At 35.0% G+C, this 20,675-nt stretch carries 21 protein-coding genes; 13 read left to right on the top strand and 8 right to left on the bottom strand.

Annotation, left to right across the window (positions count from 1 at the left end):
* Nucleotides 1-24 precede the first annotated feature (24 nt).
* From AOY20_RS05855 to AOY20_RS05845, 3 genes are all read right to left on the bottom strand, one after another.
* Nucleotides 25-474, bottom strand: a complete 450-nt coding sequence (locus AOY20_RS05855) for an ammonium transporter (RefSeq protein WP_054580998.1) — start codon at nucleotides 472-474, stop codon at nucleotides 25-27.
* A gap of 70 nt (nucleotides 475-544) precedes the next feature.
* A complete protein-coding gene (locus AOY20_RS05850; protein ID WP_054580997.1) occupies nucleotides 545-1,534 on the bottom strand; it encodes a hypothetical protein in 990 nt (329 codons plus the stop codon).
* 81 nt (nucleotides 1,535-1,615) lie between these two features.
* Nucleotides 1,616-1,858, bottom strand: a complete 243-nt coding sequence (locus AOY20_RS05845) for a SlyX family protein (RefSeq protein ID WP_054580996.1) — start codon at nucleotides 1,856-1,858, stop codon at nucleotides 1,616-1,618.
* Between the two features lie 35 nt (nucleotides 1,859-1,893).
* Here AOY20_RS05845 and AOY20_RS05840 point away from each other — a divergent pair, with 35 nt between their 5' ends.
* The 9 genes from AOY20_RS05840 to truA all read left to right on the top strand — a co-directional run bounded on the left by AOY20_RS05840 (nucleotide 1,894) and on the right by truA (nucleotide 12,090).
* On the top strand, nucleotides 1,894-3,801 hold the full coding sequence (locus tag AOY20_RS05840; protein ID WP_054580995.1) for an ATP-binding cassette domain-containing protein: 1,908 nt from the start codon (nucleotides 1,894-1,896) through the stop codon (nucleotides 3,799-3,801).
* A gap of 113 nt (nucleotides 3,802-3,914) precedes the next feature.
* Entirely contained in the window at nucleotides 3,915-4,850 is a 936-nt protein-coding gene (locus tag AOY20_RS05835) for an LpxL/LpxP family acyltransferase (protein ID WP_054580994.1), read from the top strand.
* 326 nt (nucleotides 4,851-5,176) lie between these two features.
* Nucleotides 5,177-6,544, top strand: a complete 1,368-nt coding sequence (gene clcA, locus AOY20_RS05830) for a H(+)/Cl(-) exchange transporter ClcA (protein WP_054580993.1) — start codon at nucleotides 5,177-5,179, stop codon at nucleotides 6,542-6,544.
* Nucleotides 6,545-7,034: 490 nt separating this feature from the next.
* Nucleotides 7,035-8,153, top strand: coding sequence for an aspartate-semialdehyde dehydrogenase (gene asd, locus AOY20_RS05825; RefSeq protein ID WP_054580992.1), 1,119 nt, complete (start codon nucleotides 7,035-7,037; stop codon nucleotides 8,151-8,153).
* Between the two features lie 135 nt (nucleotides 8,154-8,288).
* On the top strand, nucleotides 8,289-9,242 hold the full coding sequence (locus AOY20_RS05820; RefSeq protein WP_054580991.1) for a FimV/HubP-related protein: 954 nt from the start codon (nucleotides 8,289-8,291) through the stop codon (nucleotides 9,240-9,242).
* Nucleotides 9,243-9,445: 203 nt separating this feature from the next.
* Nucleotides 9,446-9,913: a hypothetical protein gene (locus AOY20_RS05815; RefSeq protein WP_054580990.1), complete on the top strand. Its 468-nt coding sequence runs from the start codon at nucleotides 9,446-9,448 to the stop codon at nucleotides 9,911-9,913.
* Nucleotides 9,914-10,056: 143 nt separating this feature from the next.
* Nucleotides 10,057-10,257 carry a FimV/HubP family polar landmark protein gene (locus AOY20_RS05810; RefSeq protein ID WP_054580989.1) on the top strand — a complete coding sequence of 67 codons (201 nt, stop codon included), beginning with the start codon at nucleotides 10,057-10,059 and terminating at the stop codon, nucleotides 10,255-10,257.
* A gap of 54 nt (nucleotides 10,258-10,311) precedes the next feature.
* On the top strand, nucleotides 10,312-11,274 hold the full coding sequence (locus AOY20_RS05805; RefSeq protein ID WP_054580988.1) for an asparaginase: 963 nt from the start codon (nucleotides 10,312-10,314) through the stop codon (nucleotides 11,272-11,274).
* Between the two features lie 18 nt (nucleotides 11,275-11,292).
* Nucleotides 11,293-12,090: a tRNA pseudouridine(38-40) synthase TruA gene (gene truA, locus AOY20_RS05800; RefSeq protein ID WP_054580987.1), complete on the top strand. Its 798-nt coding sequence runs from the start codon at nucleotides 11,293-11,295 to the stop codon at nucleotides 12,088-12,090.
* A 56-nt stretch (nucleotides 12,091-12,146) separates the two neighbouring features.
* Here the strand turns inward: truA and AOY20_RS05795 are convergent, their stop codons facing one another.
* On the bottom strand, nucleotides 12,147-13,154 hold the full coding sequence (locus tag AOY20_RS05795) for an AraC family transcriptional regulator (RefSeq protein WP_054580986.1): 1,008 nt from the start codon (nucleotides 13,152-13,154) through the stop codon (nucleotides 12,147-12,149).
* Between the two features lie 224 nt (nucleotides 13,155-13,378).
* Here AOY20_RS05795 and infA point away from each other — a divergent pair, with 224 nt between their 5' ends.
* Complete coding sequence (gene infA / locus AOY20_RS05790) at nucleotides 13,379-13,600, top strand: translation initiation factor IF-1 (protein ID WP_001284370.1); 222 nt, start codon at nucleotides 13,379-13,381, stop codon at nucleotides 13,598-13,600.
* 248 nt (nucleotides 13,601-13,848) lie between these two features.
* On the opposite strand, the gene leuB is transcribed toward infA, so the two are convergent.
* The 4 genes from leuB to leuC all read right to left on the bottom strand — a co-directional run bounded on the left by leuB (nucleotide 13,849) and on the right by leuC (nucleotide 17,728).
* Nucleotides 13,849-14,928 (bottom strand): 3-isopropylmalate dehydrogenase, encoded by a 1,080-nt coding sequence (gene leuB / locus AOY20_RS05785; protein WP_054580985.1) that lies wholly within the window; start codon nucleotides 14,926-14,928, stop codon nucleotides 13,849-13,851.
* A 28-nt stretch (nucleotides 14,929-14,956) separates the two neighbouring features.
* Nucleotides 14,957-15,532, bottom strand: coding sequence for a hypothetical protein (locus AOY20_RS05780; RefSeq protein ID WP_054580984.1), 576 nt, complete (start codon nucleotides 15,530-15,532; stop codon nucleotides 14,957-14,959).
* A gap of 97 nt (nucleotides 15,533-15,629) precedes the next feature.
* Nucleotides 15,630-16,280 carry a 3-isopropylmalate dehydratase small subunit gene (leuD, locus tag AOY20_RS05775; RefSeq protein WP_054580983.1) on the bottom strand — a complete coding sequence of 217 codons (651 nt, stop codon included), beginning with the start codon at nucleotides 16,278-16,280 and terminating at the stop codon, nucleotides 15,630-15,632.
* A 14-nt stretch (nucleotides 16,281-16,294) separates the two neighbouring features.
* Nucleotides 16,295-17,728 (bottom strand): 3-isopropylmalate dehydratase large subunit, encoded by a 1,434-nt coding sequence (leuC, locus tag AOY20_RS05770; RefSeq protein ID WP_054580982.1) that lies wholly within the window; start codon nucleotides 17,726-17,728, stop codon nucleotides 16,295-16,297.
* A gap of 397 nt (nucleotides 17,729-18,125) precedes the next feature.
* On the opposite strand from leuC, the gene thyA reads away from it, so the two are divergent.
* From thyA to AOY20_RS05755, 3 genes are read left to right on the top strand one after another with little or no spacing between them, the layout of a single operon-like run.
* Nucleotides 18,126-18,968: a thymidylate synthase gene (thyA, locus tag AOY20_RS05765; RefSeq protein WP_054580981.1), complete on the top strand. Its 843-nt coding sequence runs from the start codon at nucleotides 18,126-18,128 to the stop codon at nucleotides 18,966-18,968.
* A 57-nt stretch (nucleotides 18,969-19,025) separates the two neighbouring features.
* The gene (locus tag AOY20_RS05760; RefSeq protein ID WP_054580980.1) at nucleotides 19,026-19,538 is read left to right on the top strand and encodes a dihydrofolate reductase; all 513 of its coding nucleotides are present in this window, start codon (nucleotides 19,026-19,028) and stop codon (nucleotides 19,536-19,538) included.
* Between the two features lie 28 nt (nucleotides 19,539-19,566).
* Nucleotides 19,567-20,613, top strand: coding sequence for an Lnb N-terminal periplasmic domain-containing protein (locus AOY20_RS05755; RefSeq protein ID WP_054580979.1), 1,047 nt, complete (start codon nucleotides 19,567-19,569; stop codon nucleotides 20,611-20,613).
* The last annotated feature ends 62 nt before the right edge of the window (nucleotides 20,614-20,675 follow it).

Raw genomic sequence — 20,675 nt, 5'->3', positions numbered from 1 at the left:
TTAACCATTAATCCTGTTTGTAAATTAAATTTCAGCTAAAGAATTCAAAAATGCTTTCATGTCATCTAATTGAGAAGCTCTTAAATCAACCTCTTCGTTCCAATATAGACCAACACAGTTCGCTTGCATATCAATAGCATATACGCCTTTCAATTCAATCGGCAAATTGTTAAATTTTTCATCACCATAAACCAACTGTAATTTTTGCTCTACAACTAGAGCTCTCATTAACTGAAGTTGAGCATTTGGTATCAGAATACTGTAATACGCAACCATACTGGCACGGCTTTCAGATGCCATCGGAATTTTAGTCCAATCAGGTGCTTTCACCAGTCTTGGGTGTAACCCCATTTTTCTTGCTTTATCGCGCATCATACCAATGGCTTTTTCTCTTGGACTCACACGTAGACCAAAAATTGAACCAAGTAAGAACACAACGATAATAACTGCAACCCAAATTCCAGTATTTTCCATAGTACAACCTTTCTATTCTTATATTAGAGTTGCATAAGCTCAATATAAAACGCAAGTTTGAACGATAAAATTAATTCAAAAACATTTCGTGACTATACAAAATTTCATGACCATTCCAATAAATATAGCCTTTTTCTAGCAATTCCTTGAGTAATAAACGAACATCAGATTCTGGGAACATTTTTTCCAATAAATCCCTTAAGGCATAAATATCTTTAGGCTTTTCTGATTTCAAACTACGTAATTTTTTTGCTACTTCAATCTGTATAGGATCAATTTGGGCAAAATTTTTATCTACTACCGTAACATGCTCTTCAATCACATCATTTTCATCTAAATTTTGCATTTGAATGTTCAATCGATGATGTATTGATAATGTTTCGTTATGTATATCTGGTGTAGTTTGATTTAAATCTAATTGCTGCCACTGTTTTAAAACTTTTTTACGAAACTCAATTTGTGCATCATATTTTTTTACAATTTTCAGATTAATCAGCATTCCCACAATATTCTGAACATCAGAATCTTTAAGTTGTAAAACATTCGCTACTGAATTTTTTAATTTTTCAATTGTATTGGGTTTACCTGACATTTTAGACAATGCATCACAATACAACTTAACCCGTTGTAAATCAGTGCTCTGAATGATCTTTTCAATTCCTGGAATTTTAAATTTCGCTGCTACTTTTCCACTTGTAGTAGATTCAACCTGAATCAAATGACTTGAGATATCAGATTCTTGTAACATTAAAAGTAACATTTCTGCACTTGCAGAGGCAGATATAATTTCAATATGTGTTGAAGAATCAAGTAAAGCTAGTAATTGCCCTACGACCATTGCATATTCAAATTCTTTATGAGAAATTTTGGGTGTTTCTAATATAATGATTTGACCACTCGTAATCCAACTTGCCATTTCAGTTAAATCTTCTAAAGCATAGTCAAATGTTCCCGCACAATTAAATAAGTAAATTGTGGAATAGTGCTCTAAAACTTCCCTGAATAATTGAGCTTTAGGGGGATTATTTTCTAAATCGAATAGAACAACTTTTGATTGCATAAACTTAACTATTTCTTTAAATGGCAATGTAAAAATACAATTGAATATAATCAATCATATCTATTGAGAACGTTAATCATCTTAATAATGTGGTGGAATATTCTTAAATGGGTCAAATTCCTCAATTCCTTCAGATAAATCTGCAGATTCAATACGCTGATACAAAATTTTCATTTGTTTTTGTAAATCAGTGATTTCCAAGCTTTGACGAGCGACTTGTGCATTCAATTGTTCAACTAAATCATCTAAAAAAGCAATTCGCACTTGCAAATCTTCAATAGGTGCGGAAAATGACGCCTGATCATCAATATTTTGTTTAGTCATTATAAATCCTCACTTGAGATTTTTAGGAAACCAATATGGCCTATATTACTTTAAGGGATGTCCAACTTGCTTTCGGTGGACCTGCCTTACTCGACGGCGCGAATTTTAACTTAGAACGTGGCGAACGAGTATGTTTAATCGGCCGTAATGGTGAAGGTAAGTCTACATTACTTAAGCTCATTGACGGTAGTTTACTTCCAGATTCTGGTGAAATTGCCTTACAGAATGGCATTACCATCTCAATGCTTGCACAAGATGTACCGATGGATTCTGGTAAGGTTGCAGATATTGTTGCCGATGGTGCTGGTGAAGCTGCTAAAGTTTTACGCGCTTATCATGAAGCCAGTGATGCTTGTGTACTTGGTGACATGGAAGCATGTGACCATATGGGACATTTGCAACATAAAATGGATCAACTTGATGGATGGGCTTTAGAAACTAAAGTAAATTCTATTTTAAGCAAAATGGGATTAGATCCAGATGCAGATTTAGCCGATTTATCGGGTGGACGTAAACGTCGTGTACTTCTTGCACGTGCACTATTAACACAACCTGATGTTTTATTACTTGACGAGCCAACGAACCATTTAGATGTTGAAAGTATTGAATGGTTAGAAAAATTCTTACTCGATCAAAATAACTTAACTTTGTTATTTATTTCCCATGACCGTTCATTTGTCGACAACATTGCTACACGTATTGTTGAACTTGATCGTGGAACTTTACGTAGCTACGAAGGTAACTATTCACGCTATTTAGATTTAAAAGCACAGCAAATGGAAGCTGAAGAAAAGCAAAATGCGCTCTTCGACAAACGTTTAGCTGAAGAAGAGGTTTGGATTCGTCAAGGAATTAAAGCACGTCGTACGCGTAATGAAGGTCGTGTACGTGCTCTTAAAGAATTACGTGAGCAATCGAAAGCACGTCGCTCACAACAAGGTAAAGTGAGCATGGCAACACAAGATGCTAATCGCTCAGGAAAAGTTGTTTTCGAAATTGATAATCTAAGTGTTACTTTCGGAAATAATGCACCTATCATCAAAGACTTCTCTGCACTTGTCCTACGTGGAGATCGAATTGGTTTAGTGGGTGATAATGGTGTAGGAAAAACAACACTCATTAAAGCTATTTTAGGTGATCTTGAACATACTGGAACGGTAAAAACAGGAACTCAACTTGAAGTTGCTTATTTTGACCAATTACGTAATGCGCTTGATCTGGAAAAATCAGTAAAAGATAACGTTTCTGAAGGTTCAGATCATGTCGATGTAAATGGTAACCGTCGTCATATTTATAGCTATTTACAAGATTTCTTATTCTCTCCTGAACGTGCTCGTACGCCAGTAAAAGCACTTTCAGGTGGTGAACGTAACCGTATTTTATTGGCTAAATTGTTACTCAAACCATCTAACCTTATTGTGATGGATGAGCCAACAAACGATTTAGATATGGTGACTTTAGAGCTTCTAGAGGAAATGTTAGGTGGATATAAAGGTACATTGCTACTTATTTCACATGACCGTGCCTTCATGGACAATGTCGTAACATCAACTTGGGTATTTGATGGTAAAGGAAACATTGATGAATACATCGGTGGTTACCAAGATTACCTTGAGCAACGCCCAGATCAAACTGCGGTAGATCAAAAAAGTGATGTTAAAAAAGCCCTTGCAAAAGCTGAAGCAGCCGCTGCGGCAGCAACACCTAAAAAAGTAAAACTCAGCTATAAAGATCAACGTGCTTTAGAGCAATTGCCAGCAGAAATGGAAGCGCTTGAAAAAGAACAAGCCGAAATTAATGCTCAACTTGCAGATGGTTCAATGTTTGTATCCAATGCAGATCAAGCAATGAAACTTTCAAATCGTTTATCTGAAATTGATGAACTTTTACTTGAAAAATTAGAGCGTTGGGAAGAACTTGAGAACTTAAGTAAAGGAAACTAAGCTTAATTTTTAAGATCCAATAAAGACATCTATTCCTTTGGTTTAGATGTCTTTTTATTTGTATAAATCAATCGTGTTAAACTACTGTCAATTTTTAAGGTCTCTTTGTTGCAATGAGTAAAAAGCCAAACTATAAACCAGGTGAATTTCAATGGTCTTTCCTTCTGCCTAAATATTGGGGTATTTGGATTGGCATTACATTCCTGATGTTTTTGGCGATATTACCGTGGAGTATTCAATACCGCTTAGCAACAGCTTTGGGACGTTTCTCATTTCGTCATCTTAAATCTAGACGTAAAACGACAATTCGCAACTTAGAAGTTTGCTTTCCTGAATGGAATCAAGAACAAGTTCTACAAAATGCAGAACAAGTTTTTATTGACCAAATGTTAGGTGTTTTTGAAACACTCAATGCTTGGTACTGTCCAAAATGGTTTGATGGCCGTGTTGAAATGGAAGGTTTAGAGCATATTGAAAATGCTCAAGCTCAAGGCAAAGGTGCACTTTTACTAGGAACACATTCAACGCTGCTTGATGCAGGTGGCTATGTATGTGCACAATATTTTGACCCTGATGTTGTCTATCGTCCGCAAAATAATCCGTTATTGGATATGTTTATTTATCGTTGTCGTTCAACAATTTATACCCATCAAATTGATCATGATGATATGCGCGGCCTAATCCGACATTTAAAAAATGGTCGTGCTATTTGGTATAGCCCCGATCAAGACTTTGGATTAAAACAAGGCGTCATGGCTCCTTTCTTTGGTGTGCCTGCTGCAACTGTTACAGCACATAGACGTTTACTTAAAATGACCAAAGCTGAAGCTATTCCGTTATACTTTTATCGTGATGGTGATATTAAAAACCCTAAATATAAAGTTCTAATCGAACCACCTGTAGAAAATTTACCAAGTGATGATGAACTTGATGATGCAACACGTACTAACTTAATTATTGAGCGTCAACTACGAATCGCACCAACACAATATATGTGGTTCCATAGACGATTTAAAACTCGCCCAGAAGGTTGGGATAAAATTTATTAATACACTTAAGGGCTTCATAACTCATTCTTATAAAAAAAGCCCTTTCAAAAAATCAAATTCAAATATATTAAGTTTATTTAATGAATTTTAAATCTTACAAATAAAACATAATTCACATATTTCCATACAAATCAAAAGACTCGCACATTGGTATTTTACTAAAACTTGTATCATATCTTTCATTCTTATTTACCATTTTTTGTAAATTCGTTCTAATTATTCTTTAGCTCTCTAGCAATCTAAATCATATTAATTGCAGAGTATTTAATAACCTTTTTTTTGATGCTTATTAAGACTCAAAATACTTGCTAAATTTAGGAAAAATCATGCATAACCGTAAAGATTTCGCTATGTATGCTGTGAAAAAAATTGACAGTTGGCAAATGCGCTCACCTTTTATTATTCTCATTTTAGCAAGTATTGTTGGCGCTTTAACTGGGGCGATTGGTTCATTATTTCAAATCGGAATTCAACATATTATCTCATTGCGATTGGAGCTTACTGGGTCAACATTTAGCAATATCTACTTAAAATCATTTATTGTTTTTACAATCACTGCTTTGATGGGAGCAATTGCATATTATTTAGTTAAACGCTTTGCTCCAGAATCTGGAGGTTCTGGTATTCCAGAAGTTGAAGGTGCTTTACTTGATTTAAGACCCGTCCGTTGGTGGCGTGTATTGCCTGTTAAATTCTTTGGTGGATTATGTGCACTAGGGAGTGGCATGGTATTAGGTCGTGAAGGTCCAACAGTACAAATGGGCTCTAATTTAGGAAAAATGGTCGCAGATACCTGCCATCTTAAAAATAAAGACTCCCAACACACGCTCATTGCAACTGGTGCAGGTGCTGGTATTACTACTGCATTCAATGCACCTCTCAGTGGTATTTTATTTGTCATTGAAGAAATGAAAGGAGAATTCACTTATACCAAAGCATCAATCAAAGCAGTATTTGTAGGATGTGTATCTGCATGTGTGGTTTATCAATTAATTATGGGATCTGCACCAATATTAAATATTCCAAATCAAAGCGCAGTTCCTCTTAGCACCATCTGGCTTTATATTTTTTTAGGGCTTGCTCTAGGTGTGATTGGCTCTCTTTCTAATTTTTTAATTTTAACTACTCGAAAATTTTTAGATCTTTTTTATCAAAAGAAAGAATATCTTTTTGTTTTAACTGGGGCTCTTCTTGCTGGAACATTTGGTTTACTCACCATGTTTTTACCTGAAATTACAGGTGGTGGCTTCGATCTTGTTCCAAATCTGATGAATGAATTCTATGGCTTCTATCCATTACTCATTCTTTTTGCATTAAGACTGATTGCCACTATTTTATGTTTTGGCTCTGGAGCACCAGGTGGTATTTTCTCACCAACCATTGCTTTAGGTGCAATATTGGGAGTTTTATTTGGCATTATGGTAAAAACTATTTTTCCAGAATATGACATTCAGCTGAGTACATGTGCTGTGCTGGGTATGGCTGGTTTATTTGCCGCAAGTATCCGTGCACCATTAACTGGTATTGTTATTGTGATGGAAATGACAAGTAGCTATATATTAATACTGCCTTTAATTTTAACTTGTGTCGCTGCAACATTTATGGCTCAAACACTTGGTTCAACATCTTTATATTCAGCAATATTAGAAAATACACTCAATAAATTAGGTATTGAACCCGATCAAAAAAATTAATCTTTTTTTAATAAATCAAAAAAACTAAGCCCGAAATCTGCATCCTACAAAAATCGGGCTTACTTTAGGTTGTGTCATTCAAACTTTTTTCTTGGAACGTCCTTTCCATCTTTATATCAGTATTCACTTCAAAATCCTTTCTGGGCTCCACATACTGATGTTTATACTTTAAACATGATTATGAAAACGCCATAGCTCTATAAACTTAAGTTCATGTAAGCTTTTTACTACAATTCAATTAATTAATTCACATATATCAAATATATTTTGTCATATTTTACATTTACTTATTTTTATTTTTTATAATATACATCAAATCTCATATTCTTATTTTTTTATTAATTCATAAATTTATATCAATTTTACCTCTAAAAGAAACAAGGTATATTGCATAATATTCTTGATTTTTCATCGTGTAACGCTTGCAGTTAATTGCTCTTTTGATACACTCAAATCCCCTTTTATTTTTTACGCACCGAGGCAAAATGACATGAAAGTAGGTCTGGTCGGTTGGCGCGGGATGGTTGGTTCCGTCCTTATGCAACGAATGGTTGAAGAAAATGATTTCGCTCATTTTGAGCCATTTTATTTTTCTACCAGTAATGCAGGTGGTGAAGCACCTGCGTTTGGCGGTAAAACTGCCCCAGCACTTATGGATGCGACAGACATTACCAGTCTAAAGCAAATGGATGTCATTATTACCTGTCAAGGTGGTGATTATACGTCTGAAGTATTTCCAAAGCTAAAAGCTGAAAATTGGAATGGTTACTGGATTGATGCAGCATCTACATTACGTATGGATGATGAAGCAATTATTGTTCTAGATCCTGTAAACATGAATGTCATCAAAGATGGTTTAGTCAAAGGTACTAAAACTTTTGTTGGTGGTAACTGTACAGTTTCTTTAATGCTTATGGGTTTAGGTGGCTTATTCCAAAATAACTTAGTGGAATGGGCAACATCAATGACGTATCAAGCTGCTTCTGGTGCTGGTGCGCAAAACATGCGTGAACTCATCACTGGTATGGGTTATTTGTATAATAATACAAAAGACTTACTTGATGATCCACGCTCACCAATTTTAGATATTGATTCTAAAATTGCTGAATTACAACGTGGTGAAGGTTTCCCATCTGCAAACTTTGGCGTTCCATTAGCTGGTTCACTCATTCCTTATATTGATAAGCAATTAGAAAGCGGTCAATCTAAAGAAGAATGGAAAGGTCAAGTTGAAACCAATAAAATCTTAGGCAATCAACAAATTGTCCCTATTGATGGACACTGTGTTCGTATTGGTGCAATGCGTTGCCACTCACAAGCTTTAACTTTAAAACTTCGTAAAGACATCCCATTAGATGAAATCGAAGATATCATTGCAAATGCTAATGATTGGTCTAAAGTTGTGCCAAATACACGTGACGCATCTATGATTGATCTCACACCTGTTGCTGTAACAGGTACATTATCTGTACCAGTAGGTCGTCTACGTAAGCTCAATATGGGTAAAGAATATCTAGGTGCGTTTACTGTTGGTGACCAATTACTTTGGGGTGCTGCTGAACCACTGCGTCGTATGTTACGTATTCTTATTGAATTTAAAAACAACTAATTTAATTCTTATTTTTGAAAGAAAAGTCGATCTATTTTGATCGGCTTTTTTAATTCTACCCTCTACAAATTATTTACAAATAACCAACAAAAAGATATCTTATATATCAATAATAAATATGATCCAAAGAAAAATATGAATACTTATCAAAAAATTATCGGGGCGATTTTTGCGATTTTAGGATCTCAAAGTTTATATTCTCTTTCTCTTGACTCCATTCGAATTCAGTCCTCTATAGGAGATCTCCTATATGCCGAAATCCATTTTCGATACACCGATCATGACTCACCTATACACGTCAGTTTAGCAAATGCACATGACTTAAACACTTTAGGAATTAAACACCAACCACCACAACATTTAAATTTTTTTATTCGCCCTAAAAATCATGAAACTGGGATCATTACAGTTACCTCCTCTACTCCTATTTATAGCCCAACTTTAGACTTTGTAATTAAAATTCAAAATGGGGAAAATAAGAGACTGCAACATATACGGCAATCTATTATTTATCATCCTAATATATCTACAAGTTACAAATTAGAAAATTATCAAGAAAAAATGCTACACCCCATTCATATTGTAAGTGAACTAGAAATTACTGCACAGCACATAAGAAAACAACAAAGTAGGATCAATATAGAAAGCCCTTCACAAATAGACTATGTACTTACCCCTTTACCCAAACAACCACCAAATTTAAACAATACATGGATAACATCAAATCGTCAGGTTTCAACAAGTGACCAAACACCACAAAAAGTAATCACAAATCAAGCTACAATTACTGATAAAGTTTTACAGGTTTCTTCTTTTGCGCCACCATCGCTCAATCAAGAAAAATTTGCTATAAATTCAAAAGAAACTCATATAAAGAATACAGGCTCTATTCAAACAGATATCAAATATATCGTTCAAAAAAATGATAATTTATGGTTAATTTCATCAAAAATTGCATATAAACATCAAATCCCCATCTCACAAGTAATGAAACAAATTCAACTAAACAATCAACATGCATTTATTCGTGGAAATTTTAATAAACTTAAAAATGGCACTATTATTACGTTAAAGCCAATACTAGTATGATTTTTTAGAATTAAATTTAACGAATAAATATAAGTGAAATTAATTTAATAATAAATTAGAAGAGACCTATATCATGCTAATTATGCTATATAAATGTTAAACTCATCATTATTTAAACTTTGTCTGGTATCTTTTTCTTAATTTAAAATAACGAAATTGAGCTAATTTTAATTACATATAAACATATTTAAAGGGGTACCTAGATGCTCATATATATACTTATTGCTATTGTGATTGTATTTATTGCATTATTTTTTATCATTAATAAATCAAAGAAAAAATCACGTGTATCCCGCACATCAGTAAAGAAAGGATCTACCTCTTCTACACTAAACGATACAAGCCAAATATATTTAACTTCAGATGAAATTTACCAAAAGATTACATCCTTAATTAATGATCGTAATTTTTTTGCAGCTGAAGTTCAGATTAATGAATGGATTAAACAAAATCATTTAGAACCAAAAGCCTACCTACTGTTACTCGAAATTTATCTTTTACAAAATGATGAACTTTCCATTCAAGAACTTTTAGACCGCCTAAATACACAAGATCATCAACCAATTCTTCAATTGGTAAAAGCAAGAATCAAAGATAACAGCAATACAATAGAAACCATTGAGTTTGAATTACCTTCTCAATCAAATCAAATCAAATTGTTAAAAAATTAGAACTAGAAACAACAGAATCTAACAGTAAAAAAGAATATTTTGATCAGAATTTTTCTATCTCAACGAGCGAAAACTCACTCTCAAATGACCATTCATTAAATCTTATAGCAGTTGAAAGTGAGAATAATCAAACTACTATCTCAATGCCTTCTGATCCTTTATTAGATGCATTTCCTGAACTTGAACAAACAGATGAAATTTCTCTTAATTTCGAACTTGCTGAAAAATATATAGAGTTGGGAGCTTATGAAGATGCTAGACGATTAATTGAAGAAAAGGAAAAAAGCTACAATACAGCACAACGAAACCAAGCAGATCAACTACTAAAACAAATCGCATCTTAACAAATTTAGTTTTATGATCACATAAAATGACAATCTAAAGTGTGAATTTTAGTAATGAAAAAAATTGCATTGATTTATATGGGTGGAACGTTTGGCTGCATTGGTGAACCTTTAAACCCAATGCCTGCAAATGACCTTATCCCAAAACTAAAAAAAATCTTACCGCATCATTTGAATATTGAATGTTTTATTGCACCTGTAATTAAAGATAGTAGTGCTTGTACCCCAAGTGATTGGCTTAAACTCATACAATTTATTCAAAAATTTCAACTGCAAAATTTTCAACACTTTGTGATTATTCACGGTACAGATACGCTTAGTTATGCAGGTGCTATTTTAGCTCAATGTCTTGGTCAGTCTGCCTATGTCGTGCTTACAGGTAGCCAATATCCTCTGCTTACGGTAGATGCTCAAAATACACGTGAATTTACAGATGCTTTAGAAAATTTAAATTTCGCTCTCGATTCTGTGATGCATGTTCCTGTAGGTGTTTATCTGGCATTTCATCATCAACTCATACATGCCCAAACTGCCTTAAAACGACATACAACCGATTTAAATGCATTTACAGGCATTCTTGCACAAAATTCAATTTCATATATTGAACATGTACTTATAGTAAAAGATTCACATATTGAGAAAGCAAAACAATTCAATTGTCAAAATTGGATGCTACAACCTTCAGATCCTTCTGCATTATTATTTAATTTAAAAAATCTACTGTCTCATCCTCCAAGTTGCCTCATTTTACAAGGATTTGGAACAGGCAACATTTCTACAAATACAGAAATTATTGATATATTGCAAAAACTTAAAGAAAAAAACTGTCCAGTTATTTTAACAACACAAGTCCCTTTTGGTTCAATTGATCAACGTTATGCCATTAGTCAATGGATTCAAACTTCTAAAATTTTAGTGAGTAATACACTTAGTCATGCAGATCTTTATGCAAAATCATTAAAAATGTATTTAAAATACGATACCGTAGACCAATGGATTGAACATTGGAATGATTAAGTCTAATTTGAGGTGATTATGCCACGTTTTGCAGTCGGTATTGAGTTTTGTGGCATTCGATATAAAGGTTGGCAAACTCAACAAGCTGGCGTACGTAGTGTTCAAGAAACAATAGAAACCGTACTCTCTAAAATTGCAGATGAACCCATCATCTTACATGGTGCAGGTCGTACCGATGCTGGTGTACATGCCACCAATATGGTTGCTCATTTCGATACAAATGCAATTCGTCCAATGCGTGGTTGGCTCATGGGCTCAAATAGCACCTTGCCTAAAGATATTTCCATCCAATGGATTAAAGAGATGGATTCTAGCTTCCACGCTCGATTTAAAGCACAAGCACGTCGCTATCGTTATGTGGTCTATAATAATCCTCAGCGACCAGCTCTTTTATATAAACAAGTGACTCATGCTTTTTATCCATTAGATGTCGATAAAATGATTGAAGCTGCGAAAAAATTTGAAGGAACACATAATTTTGAAAGCTTTCGAGCAGCAGCATGCCAATCAAATCAACCTGTTCGTCATGTCAGCCATTGTCGTTTAATTCGTCATGGTTGTTATTTAGTTCTCGATATTCAAGCTAATGGATTTTTACATCATATGGTAAGAAATATTATGGGATGCTTACTTGAAATTGGACAAGGTATGTATGATTTAGATCATATTGATGAGATTTTTGCAGCCGAAGATCGAAAAGCAGCAGGGATTACAGCCCCTCCAGATGGACTTTATTTTATTCATGCCGACTATCCGCCCGAGTTTGAATTACCCAAGCAACCTTTAGGACCTCATTGGCTAAATATGCCTGAATAGTACGATCGTATCCCTTCTTACATAAAAGAGGGATACGAAAGCTCTTAAATATGATCTTAGCGCTGTTTACGCTTTCTATATTCAACAGGTGTTTCATTTGTCCAGCGTTTAAATGCCCTATAAAATGTACTTGGTTCAGAAAAACCTGTTAAATATACAATTCGCTCAACACTTTCACTTGTATTCGCAAGAAGACGCTTTGCCAAACGACAACGGTAATCTGACAAAATTTGCTGAAAACTGGTATTCGCTTCACTTAACTGAGTTCTTAAACGACGTGGAGTAATATTTAACTGTGCTGCAACGGTTTCTAAGGTTGTTTCTCCTCTTTCAAGCGTTGAACCTATAGCACGTCGGACTTCCCCCACCAAATCATAACGAGCCAACTCTTGTAATTTTTCTAATGCTAATTGCTCATGCAACTGTAACAATTCTGGTTCTGCTTGCCAAAGTGGATGTTCTAAAATAGATGGTTCAAAATACAATCGAGTTTCTGCCTGACCTAAGCTCACAGGACATTCGTAAACCCTAAAGTATTCATCATCAGGTGCACCTTGGCTAAAATTAAAATCAATATATAAGGGCTTAAAATGTCCTTCTGTAATAAATTTAAAAAAGCGAATAATGCCTGACATCGCACATTCAGAAAAATGACGATTTACAATATTTTCAGGTGACCGTTGCAAACCATTGGTTAAATAACAACGATCATCTTCAACCACTAATTTAGCAGAAAAAACATCACTAATAAGCCGTTGATAAGCTAAAGCACGAGTAAGACCTTTTCCAAAATTTTCAGAAGATACAAATAAATGCTCCATCACCTGCCCACGATATAGTGGTAAGTTTTCACCTAAATGCAATCCAATATCTGGATCTTTACTAACTTCTTCTGCAGCAACCCAAAATGCATATTGAGCGCTAAAAGGTGTTCGATCATTTGCTTCTACTTGTGTTAATGCAACACCTGCTTTTGTTAATATTTCTTCTGTTGGTAATCCTGAACGTCGAATAGCTTGATAGCCTAGTCGTAAAACAACGGATGCATCTGTTAGCTGACCCACAAAAATCTTCCTTGCTCTATTCATCTATCCCAATCTTAGAATTTAAGATTAACTTCGATTGACCAAACTGACAACAGCATCGCTACAATATTTGTTGAAATTATTTAAACACCAAATTCATCTATTTGAATGACAGATGATCATTCTCAAAGCCCTCTAATCTTGTAATTTGCAAAAAAATTGACTATAATTTGCGCCTTTCCAATTTGATACTCAGGTAGGCTATGGCCAATAAAGAGGAACTCATCGAGTTCGAAGGCGTTGTCACCGAAACGCTTCCTAATACTATGTTCCGTGTACGTTTAGAAAACGGTCACGAAGTTATCGCCCACATCTCTGGTAAAATGCGTAAACACTATATTCGTATTTTGACTGGCGACAGTGTAAAAGTAGAAATGACTCCTTATGATTTAACTAAGGGTCGTATTACTTACCGTGCACGCTAAGCGTTAGTAAGCTAAAAGCCACTTTTATCTAGTGGCTTTTTTATTATCTTTTTCGACTTCAATTATATAATTGAAGCCTTGCATTTTTATCCCCCAAATTTTATCAAAAAATATCTTCTACCTCATTTTTTTCTATTCTTTACATTTCTTTTTACGATTTTTAAAACTTAATTTTTTACATAAAACTCTTATTTCCATAAAAAAACGTAGCACTTGGCTACGTTTTCTTACAACAAAATAGTTTTAAATTAGTTCAATGCTGTAACAACAGCTTGTCCCATTTCCACTGTACCAACTTTTGTTGCACCTTCAGATAAAATATCTGCTGTACGTAAACCTTGATCTAAAACAGCACCGACAGCATCTTCAATTGCCTTAGCAGCCACTTCTTCACGGAAAGTATAACGAAGCATCATTGCAACAGAAAGAATCGTTGCCAATGGGTTTGCAATATTTTGACCAGCAATATCAGGTGCTGAACCATGACATGGTTCATACATACCTTTACCATTTTCATCTAAAGATGCAGATGGCAACATACCAATAGAACCTGTCAACATTGCTGCTTCATCAGATAAGATGTCACCAAACAAGTTCCCTGTCACAATAACATCAAACTGTTTTGGTGCACGTACCAATTGCATAGCAGCATTATCAACATACATGTGTGACAAGTTAATATTTGGATATTGCTCTTCTTTCAAAGCAGTAACTGTTTGCTTCCAAAGCTCAGTAACTTCAAGTACGTTTGCTTTATCGACAGAACATACTTTACCACCACGTAATCCTGCTAATTCAAATGCAACTTTCGCAATACGTTTGATTTCAGATTCAGCATAAACATCAGTATTGAAACCTTGTTTCTCGCCATTTTCTAATTCACGAATACCACGTGGTTGACCGAAGTAAATACCACCAGTTAATTCACGAACAATAAGAATATCTAAGCCAGCAACAACTTCAGGTTTTAAACTGGAAGCATCTGCAAGTTGTGGGTATAAAATTGCAGGACGTAAATTTGCAAATAAATTTAATTCACTACGGATTTTAAGTAAACCACGCTCAGGACGAATGGAACGCTCAATCGTATCCCATTTAGGACCGCCCACTGCACCTAATAAAATAGCATCTGCTTTTTTTGCTTGTTCAGCTGTTACTTCTGGATAAGGTGAACCATGCGCATCAATAGCAGCACCACCCAATAAACCTTCCTCCCACGTCAAACCTAAATTAAATTTTTCGTTTACTCGTGCGAGTACTTGTTCCGCAGCTTTAATAATTTCTGGGCCAATACCATCACCAGGTAAAATCAAAATATGTTTAGACATGAGGATTTCCATTCTTTAAATCAGTAAACTACTGACGTTTGTTAACTTTTTTTTCTGCAAACTCTCCAAGTCCGTTAAGAACATTATAAGGTTTGCAAAAACGACGTATGGTTTTTTGACCTTCAATCAAATCTACACATAATGGTTCAGGTGCTGAAACATTTAATAATGAACCAGTCCCAGTACCACGATTGCGATACATCTTAAAGGTATAATTTCTATTTGGCTCAAACCGATGAATTACCACCAATTTTTCAGCCTTATTTTTTGAGATTGGATAAAAACGTATCACAACTTCATGCTGTTGAGGCAAAACTGAAAGATACAATGCATTAGGATGTTTCAGTGAAGTCCCTTTTAAACGAACCAGCCCTTGCTCAATCGCTTCATCACTAATTTGATATCTATTTTCATCAACAATGTTAATTGTATCTAGACGTTCAAATTCACAAACTTCAGTTCCCTCGCAAAAAACCAATGCATTTTTTTTCATGCTTTCAGTTTCTTTAATATTTTTAATTCGAACAGTATCCCAAGCTTGGCAGCCTACCAGCATGAGTACAATCAAACTAAAAACCCCAAGTATTCCTATAGATTTAGTCATGCAGAGGCCCAACCTTAAATCCCTAAAGCTATCACCATAATTATGTTTGATAGTATCAAGAGATTAGATGCTTATCTACGACTAAATTTTCTAGAAATTAGCCTTTAATTTCACTAAATACCCAAGGTCTTGATTGTTTCGTTTTTTCTTCATAAGCACGAATATCATCCGCAGCTTGTAAAGTTAAGCCAATATCATCTAAACCATTTAACAAGCAGTGCTTACGAAATGGATCAACTTCAAATTTAAAACTTTCACCAGATGGCGTACGAACTTCTTGTGCTTCTAAGTCAATTGTTAATTGATAACCTTCCGTTGCAAAGCATTCTTTAAATAACTGATCTACAATCTCTTCAGACAAGATCACAGGTAACATGCCATTTTTAAAGCTGTTATTAAAGAAAATATCTGCATAACTTGGCGCAATAACAGTACGGAAACCATACTCTTCCAATGCCCACGGCGCATGTTCACGACTTGAACCACAACCAAAGTTAGCACGTGAAATCAAGATTGATGCACCTTGGTAACGTTTTTGGTTTAAAGCAAAATCTGGGTTTTTAGGGCGTTTAGAATTATCTTGACCTAAAAAACCTTCATCCAAATAACGTAACTCATCAAATAAATTTTCACCAAAACCTGTGCGTTTAATTGATTTCAAAAACTGTTTTGGAATGATCAAATCTGTATCGACATTGGCACGGTCTAATGGTGCAACGATACCTTGTTCAACGGTATATTTTTTCATGTTGTTTGCTCCTATTAGAATGAACGTACATCAACGAAATGACCTGCAATCGCTGCTGCTGCTGCCATTGCTGGGCTCACTAAGTGAGTACGACCGCCATTACCTTGACGACCTTCGAAGTTACGGTTTGAAGTTGATGCACAATGCTCACCTGGTTGTAATTTATCGGCATTCATTGCCAAACACATTGAACAACCTGGTTCACGCCATTCAAAACCTGCTTCAATTAAAATTTTATCTAAGCCTTCAGCTTCTGCTTGCGCTTTAACTAAGCCAGAACCCGGAACAACCATCGCTTGCTTAATAGAGTTTGCAACTTTTTTGCCTTTCGCAACTTCAGCTGCAGCACGAATATCTTCAATACGAGAGTTTGTACAAGAACCAATAAAAACACGATCTAATTGAATATCAGCCAATGCTTGACCTGCTTCCAAGCCCATATATTGATATGCACGTGTCCAATCATTACGTTGAACATCATCTTTTGCTTGTTCTAATGTTGGTACAGCTTGTGAAACTGGAATCACCATCTCAGGAGATGTGCCCCAAGACACTTGTGGCTCAATCTCTTCACCTTGTAATACAACAACCGTATCAAAGTGAGCACCTTCATCAGAATGCAAAGTATTCCAATATTCAACCGCATGATCCCACTGCTCACCTTTCGGTGCATATGGACGATTTTTTACATATTCAATGGTTTTATCATCTACAGCGACCATGCCGACACGCGCACCGCCTTCAATTGCCATATTACATACCGTCATACGACCTTCAATAGACATATCACGGAATACCTGACCACCGAACTCAATTGCATGACCAGTACCACCAGCAGTACCAATTTTACCAATGATTGCTAATACAACATCTTTTGGTGTTACGCCTTGACCTAATTTACCGTCAACACGTACCAACATGTTTTTCATTTTCTTTTGTACTAAACATTGAGTTGCCAATACATGTTCAACTTCAGATGTACCAATACCATGTGCCAAACAACCAAATGCACCATGTGTTGCAGTATGAGAATCTCCACATACTACTGTCATACCAGGTAAGGTTAAACCTTGTTCAGGGCCAACTACATGTGCAATACCTTGACGTACATCGTTAATATCGAACTGAACGACATTAAATGTTTTACAGTTATCATCTAAAGTTTGAACCTGAATTCGAGATGTTGAATCTTCAATTCCAGAAATACCCTCTGAACGTTCTTTTGTTGATGTTGGTACGTTATGATCTGGTGTTGCAACGTTTGCACTTAAGCGCCATGGTTTACGACCAGCAAGTTGTAAACCTTCAAATGCTTGTGGTGATGTCACTTCATGCAATAAATGACGATCGATATAAAGTAAAGCTGAACCATCATCTCGTTGTTTTACTAAATGGTCATCCCATAATTTATCATATAATGTTTTTGCTTTTTGGGTTTCGCCTGCCATGTCGATTTGCTCCACTGGACTGGGTGTAATTCTCTATTTATTCGATTATAACCCTGATATCACATAAATCTAATTTATCATTTTTATTAATTTAGAAACTTTTAGGAATACACTTATTGTATTATATATTTTAAATACAATAAAATCATATATTTAGAAACATTCTTAACAATTAAAACATAAGCTCTTACAATTAATTCAAAATATGTCAATGTAAATAATTGTTTTATATTAATTTAAATGATCACTAATTCATCTTACATATATCTTTTACTAGTCAGATTTTAAATAATATCTTGTCTTAAAAATTAGTACTAAATAGTATAAACTCCCCACATTAAATCAATTTTCTTATCCCCTTATTATTAATCGAATAAGGGAAATTAATAGGATTTCTATGAAAGCGTATTTAGACCTTCTCCAACACATTCTTGATAACGGTGGTGATAAAGGCGACCGTACTGGAACGGGTACTCGGTCGGTGTTTGGTCATCAAATGCGTTTCGATTTATCCAGAGGTTTTCCTATTTTAACCACAAAAAAAGTTCATTTCCGTTCAATTGTCGTGGAACTATTGTGGTTTTTAAAAGGTGATACCAACGTTCAATATCTTCAAGACAATAAAGTCTCTATTTGGGATGAATGGGCTACGGCAGAACAAACTGCACGTTTTGGTCGTCCTGAAGGTGAATTAGGTCCTGTATATGGTCATCAATGGCGCAACTTCGGTGCGACTAAAAAAGAAAATGGTCTATATGAACAAGATGGTTTTGACCAAATAAAATGGCTAGTAAATGAAATTAAAACCAATCCTAATTCACGTCGCTTAATTGTTTCAGGTTGGAACCCACAAGAAGCTGGTCAAGTTGCATTACCACCTTGCCACACTTTATTCCAGTTTTTTGTTCAAGATGGAAAATTATCTTGCCAACTGTATCAACGTAGTGCCGATGTATTTCTAGGTGTGCCATTCAATATTGCAAGTTATGCGCTTTTAACTCATATGATTGCGCAAGTGTGTGATTTGCAAGTAGGCGATTTTGTATGGACAGGTGGCGATACGCATTTATATGCCAACCATTTTGAACAAGCAAAATTACAACTCACACGTGAACCATTAGCACTTTGCCAATTAAAGTTAAATCCTGAAATTAAAGATATTTTTGATTTTAAATTTGAAGATATTGAAATTATTGGATATGAGTCTCATCCTGCAATTAAAGCACCTGTTGCAGTTTAATTACTTCGCGAATTTATCCTCCTTTTAAAAGGAGGACTGACTAAATTAGAGTCTTATATGGCATTTCAAAATTTAGAAGTTGTGCACGTTGTTGCAATGGATCAAAAGCATTGTATTGGTAAAGGTAATGACTTGCCTTGGCATATTTCTGCTGACCTAAAACATTTTAAAGAAATTACCCAAGGTGGCGTTGTAGTGATGGGACGTAAAACCCTAGAATCTATGGGCCGTACGTTACCAAAACGTGTGAATTGGATTATTACGCGGGATTTAAACTGGGCTTTTGAAGGTACAAAAATAGCTCATAGTATTGACGATGCCTTACAACAAGCTGTGACAGATGTAAAAGCATCAGAAAAGCCCGACACTATTTTTATCATTGGTGGCGGTGAAATTTTCAAGCAAACAATTGATATTGCAGATCGCTTGGAACTTACTCATGTTGAATTAGATGTTCAAGGTGATGCTCATTATCCAGAAATTCCAAATGAATTTAAAAAAGTGGCATCTGAACAACATATTGATGACAAAACTGGGGTTGCTTTTGAGTTCGCAACATATAGAAAATAAACACTAATTTTTAGAATTTAGATCAATAATGACCCAAACTAAACAAACAAAAACATCATCAAAACTAGCACAGTTTGGAAAATATTTTTTCCATACCCTCTTTGCTCTTTTTGTTGTATGTACTTCAATTTGGGTCTGTATGGTCATTTGGTTTCAACAACCACTTGGCCTTATTTTTAGTATATTTTTAATTGTTGTTTGGATTGTGCTCGCCACAATTAATTTAGGCTTTCATTTTACTCAGTACGTTTTTCTCCGTCATCTGTGCAATATTATTTATTGTCTCGCCTTTATCTGTAGCCTTATAGGCTATTTTAGTATTTCAGCTAGACAAGATCGAGATTGGGCACCTGAAGTTTCTCGTGAACTTAGCTATGAGCAACATGGCAATTTAGTCACGCTTCATAATGTTCGTAATTTTAACTGGCGCTCTGAAAATGACTATGATGAAAAATGGGAAAACCGCACTGTCGATTTAAGTAAAATTTCTGGTATTAATGTCATCACATCTTATTGGATGGGACCACAAATTGCACATACCTTAGTGAGTTTTGATTTTGAAAATAGTGCCCCACTGACCTTTTCCATTGAAATACGTAAAGAAAAAGGTGAGTCATTTTCTGCCTTAGGGGGATTCTTCCGAAAATTTGAGCTGAGCTTAATTGCAGCTGATGAAAAAGATATTATTTTTACACGTAGTAATATTCGTAATGAAGAGGTTTATTTCTTCCCTATTCACATGCCAAAAGCAGAAATGCGTGCATTATTTGAAGAATATTTATTAACAGCTAAAGAATTACAACAAACACCTAAATGGTACAACACATTAACAAGTAATTGCACCACACTTGTTTTTGATATGGCACAGGCTGTAAGTCATCATGAATATCCTTCAGATTATCGTTTATTACTTTCTGGATATTTACCTAATTATTTATACGATTTACATGCATTTAGTCATGCTTGGACTATAGAGCAATGGTATCAACATGCTCACGTTAATCCTAAAACTGAAAACAAACAACTCACTAGTGAGCAATATTCTGCATTAATACGCAAAGACCTTGCACCTTAAAATTCACGTTTTCAACGGTATGCAACAATAAGGCTATAAATAGGCAAATGATCTATACAAAT

The organism is Acinetobacter equi, assembly GCF_001307195.1.
GTDB lineage: Bacteria > Pseudomonadota > Gammaproteobacteria > Pseudomonadales > Moraxellaceae > Acinetobacter > Acinetobacter equi.
The sequence above is the reverse complement of the archived record's forward strand: the minus strand, read 5'-3'. Positions and strand labels throughout refer to the sequence as shown.

Coding starts and splice junctions, on each gene's coding strand:
- AOY20_RS05815 (WP_054580990.1), top strand. CDS start 9,446: ATGCTCATATATATACTTATTGCTATTGTGATTGTATTTATTGCATTA.
- leuB (WP_054580985.1), bottom strand. CDS start 14,928: ATGTCTAAACATATTTTGATTTTACCTGGTGATGGTATTGGCCCAGAA.
- clcA (WP_054580993.1), top strand. CDS start 5,177: ATGCATAACCGTAAAGATTTCGCTATGTATGCTGTGAAAAAAATTGAC.
- AOY20_RS05855 (WP_054580998.1), bottom strand. CDS start 474: ATGGAAAATACTGGAATTTGGGTTGCAGTTATTATCGTTGTGTTCTTA.
- AOY20_RS05820 (WP_054580991.1), top strand. CDS start 8,289: ATGAATACTTATCAAAAAATTATCGGGGCGATTTTTGCGATTTTAGGA.
- AOY20_RS05805 (WP_054580988.1), top strand. CDS start 10,312: ATGAAAAAAATTGCATTGATTTATATGGGTGGAACGTTTGGCTGCATT.
- leuC (WP_054580982.1), bottom strand. CDS start 17,728: ATGGCAGGCGAAACCCAAAAAGCAAAAACATTATATGATAAATTATGG.
- AOY20_RS05835 (WP_054580994.1), top strand. CDS start 3,915: ATGAGTAAAAAGCCAAACTATAAACCAGGTGAATTTCAATGGTCTTTC.
- AOY20_RS05845 (WP_054580996.1), bottom strand. CDS start 1,858: ATGACTAAACAAAATATTGATGATCAGGCGTCATTTTCCGCACCTATT.
- AOY20_RS05755 (WP_054580979.1), top strand. CDS start 19,567: ATGACCCAAACTAAACAAACAAAAACATCATCAAAACTAGCACAGTTT.
- AOY20_RS05780 (WP_054580984.1), bottom strand. CDS start 15,532: ATGACTAAATCTATAGGAATACTTGGGGTTTTTAGTTTGATTGTACTC.
- AOY20_RS05850 (WP_054580997.1), bottom strand. CDS start 1,534: ATGCAATCAAAAGTTGTTCTATTCGATTTAGAAAATAATCCCCCTAAA.
- asd (WP_054580992.1), top strand. CDS start 7,035: ATGAAAGTAGGTCTGGTCGGTTGGCGCGGGATGGTTGGTTCCGTCCTT.
- infA (WP_001284370.1), top strand. CDS start 13,379: ATGGCCAATAAAGAGGAACTCATCGAGTTCGAAGGCGTTGTCACCGAA.
- thyA (WP_054580981.1), top strand. CDS start 18,126: ATGAAAGCGTATTTAGACCTTCTCCAACACATTCTTGATAACGGTGGT.
- AOY20_RS05840 (WP_054580995.1), top strand. CDS start 1,894: ATGGCCTATATTACTTTAAGGGATGTCCAACTTGCTTTCGGTGGACCT.
- truA (WP_054580987.1), top strand. CDS start 11,293: ATGCCACGTTTTGCAGTCGGTATTGAGTTTTGTGGCATTCGATATAAA.
- AOY20_RS05760 (WP_054580980.1), top strand. CDS start 19,026: ATGGCATTTCAAAATTTAGAAGTTGTGCACGTTGTTGCAATGGATCAA.
- AOY20_RS05810 (WP_054580989.1), top strand. CDS start 10,057: ATGCCTTCTGATCCTTTATTAGATGCATTTCCTGAACTTGAACAAACA.
- leuD (WP_054580983.1), bottom strand. CDS start 16,280: ATGAAAAAATATACCGTTGAACAAGGTATCGTTGCACCATTAGACCGT.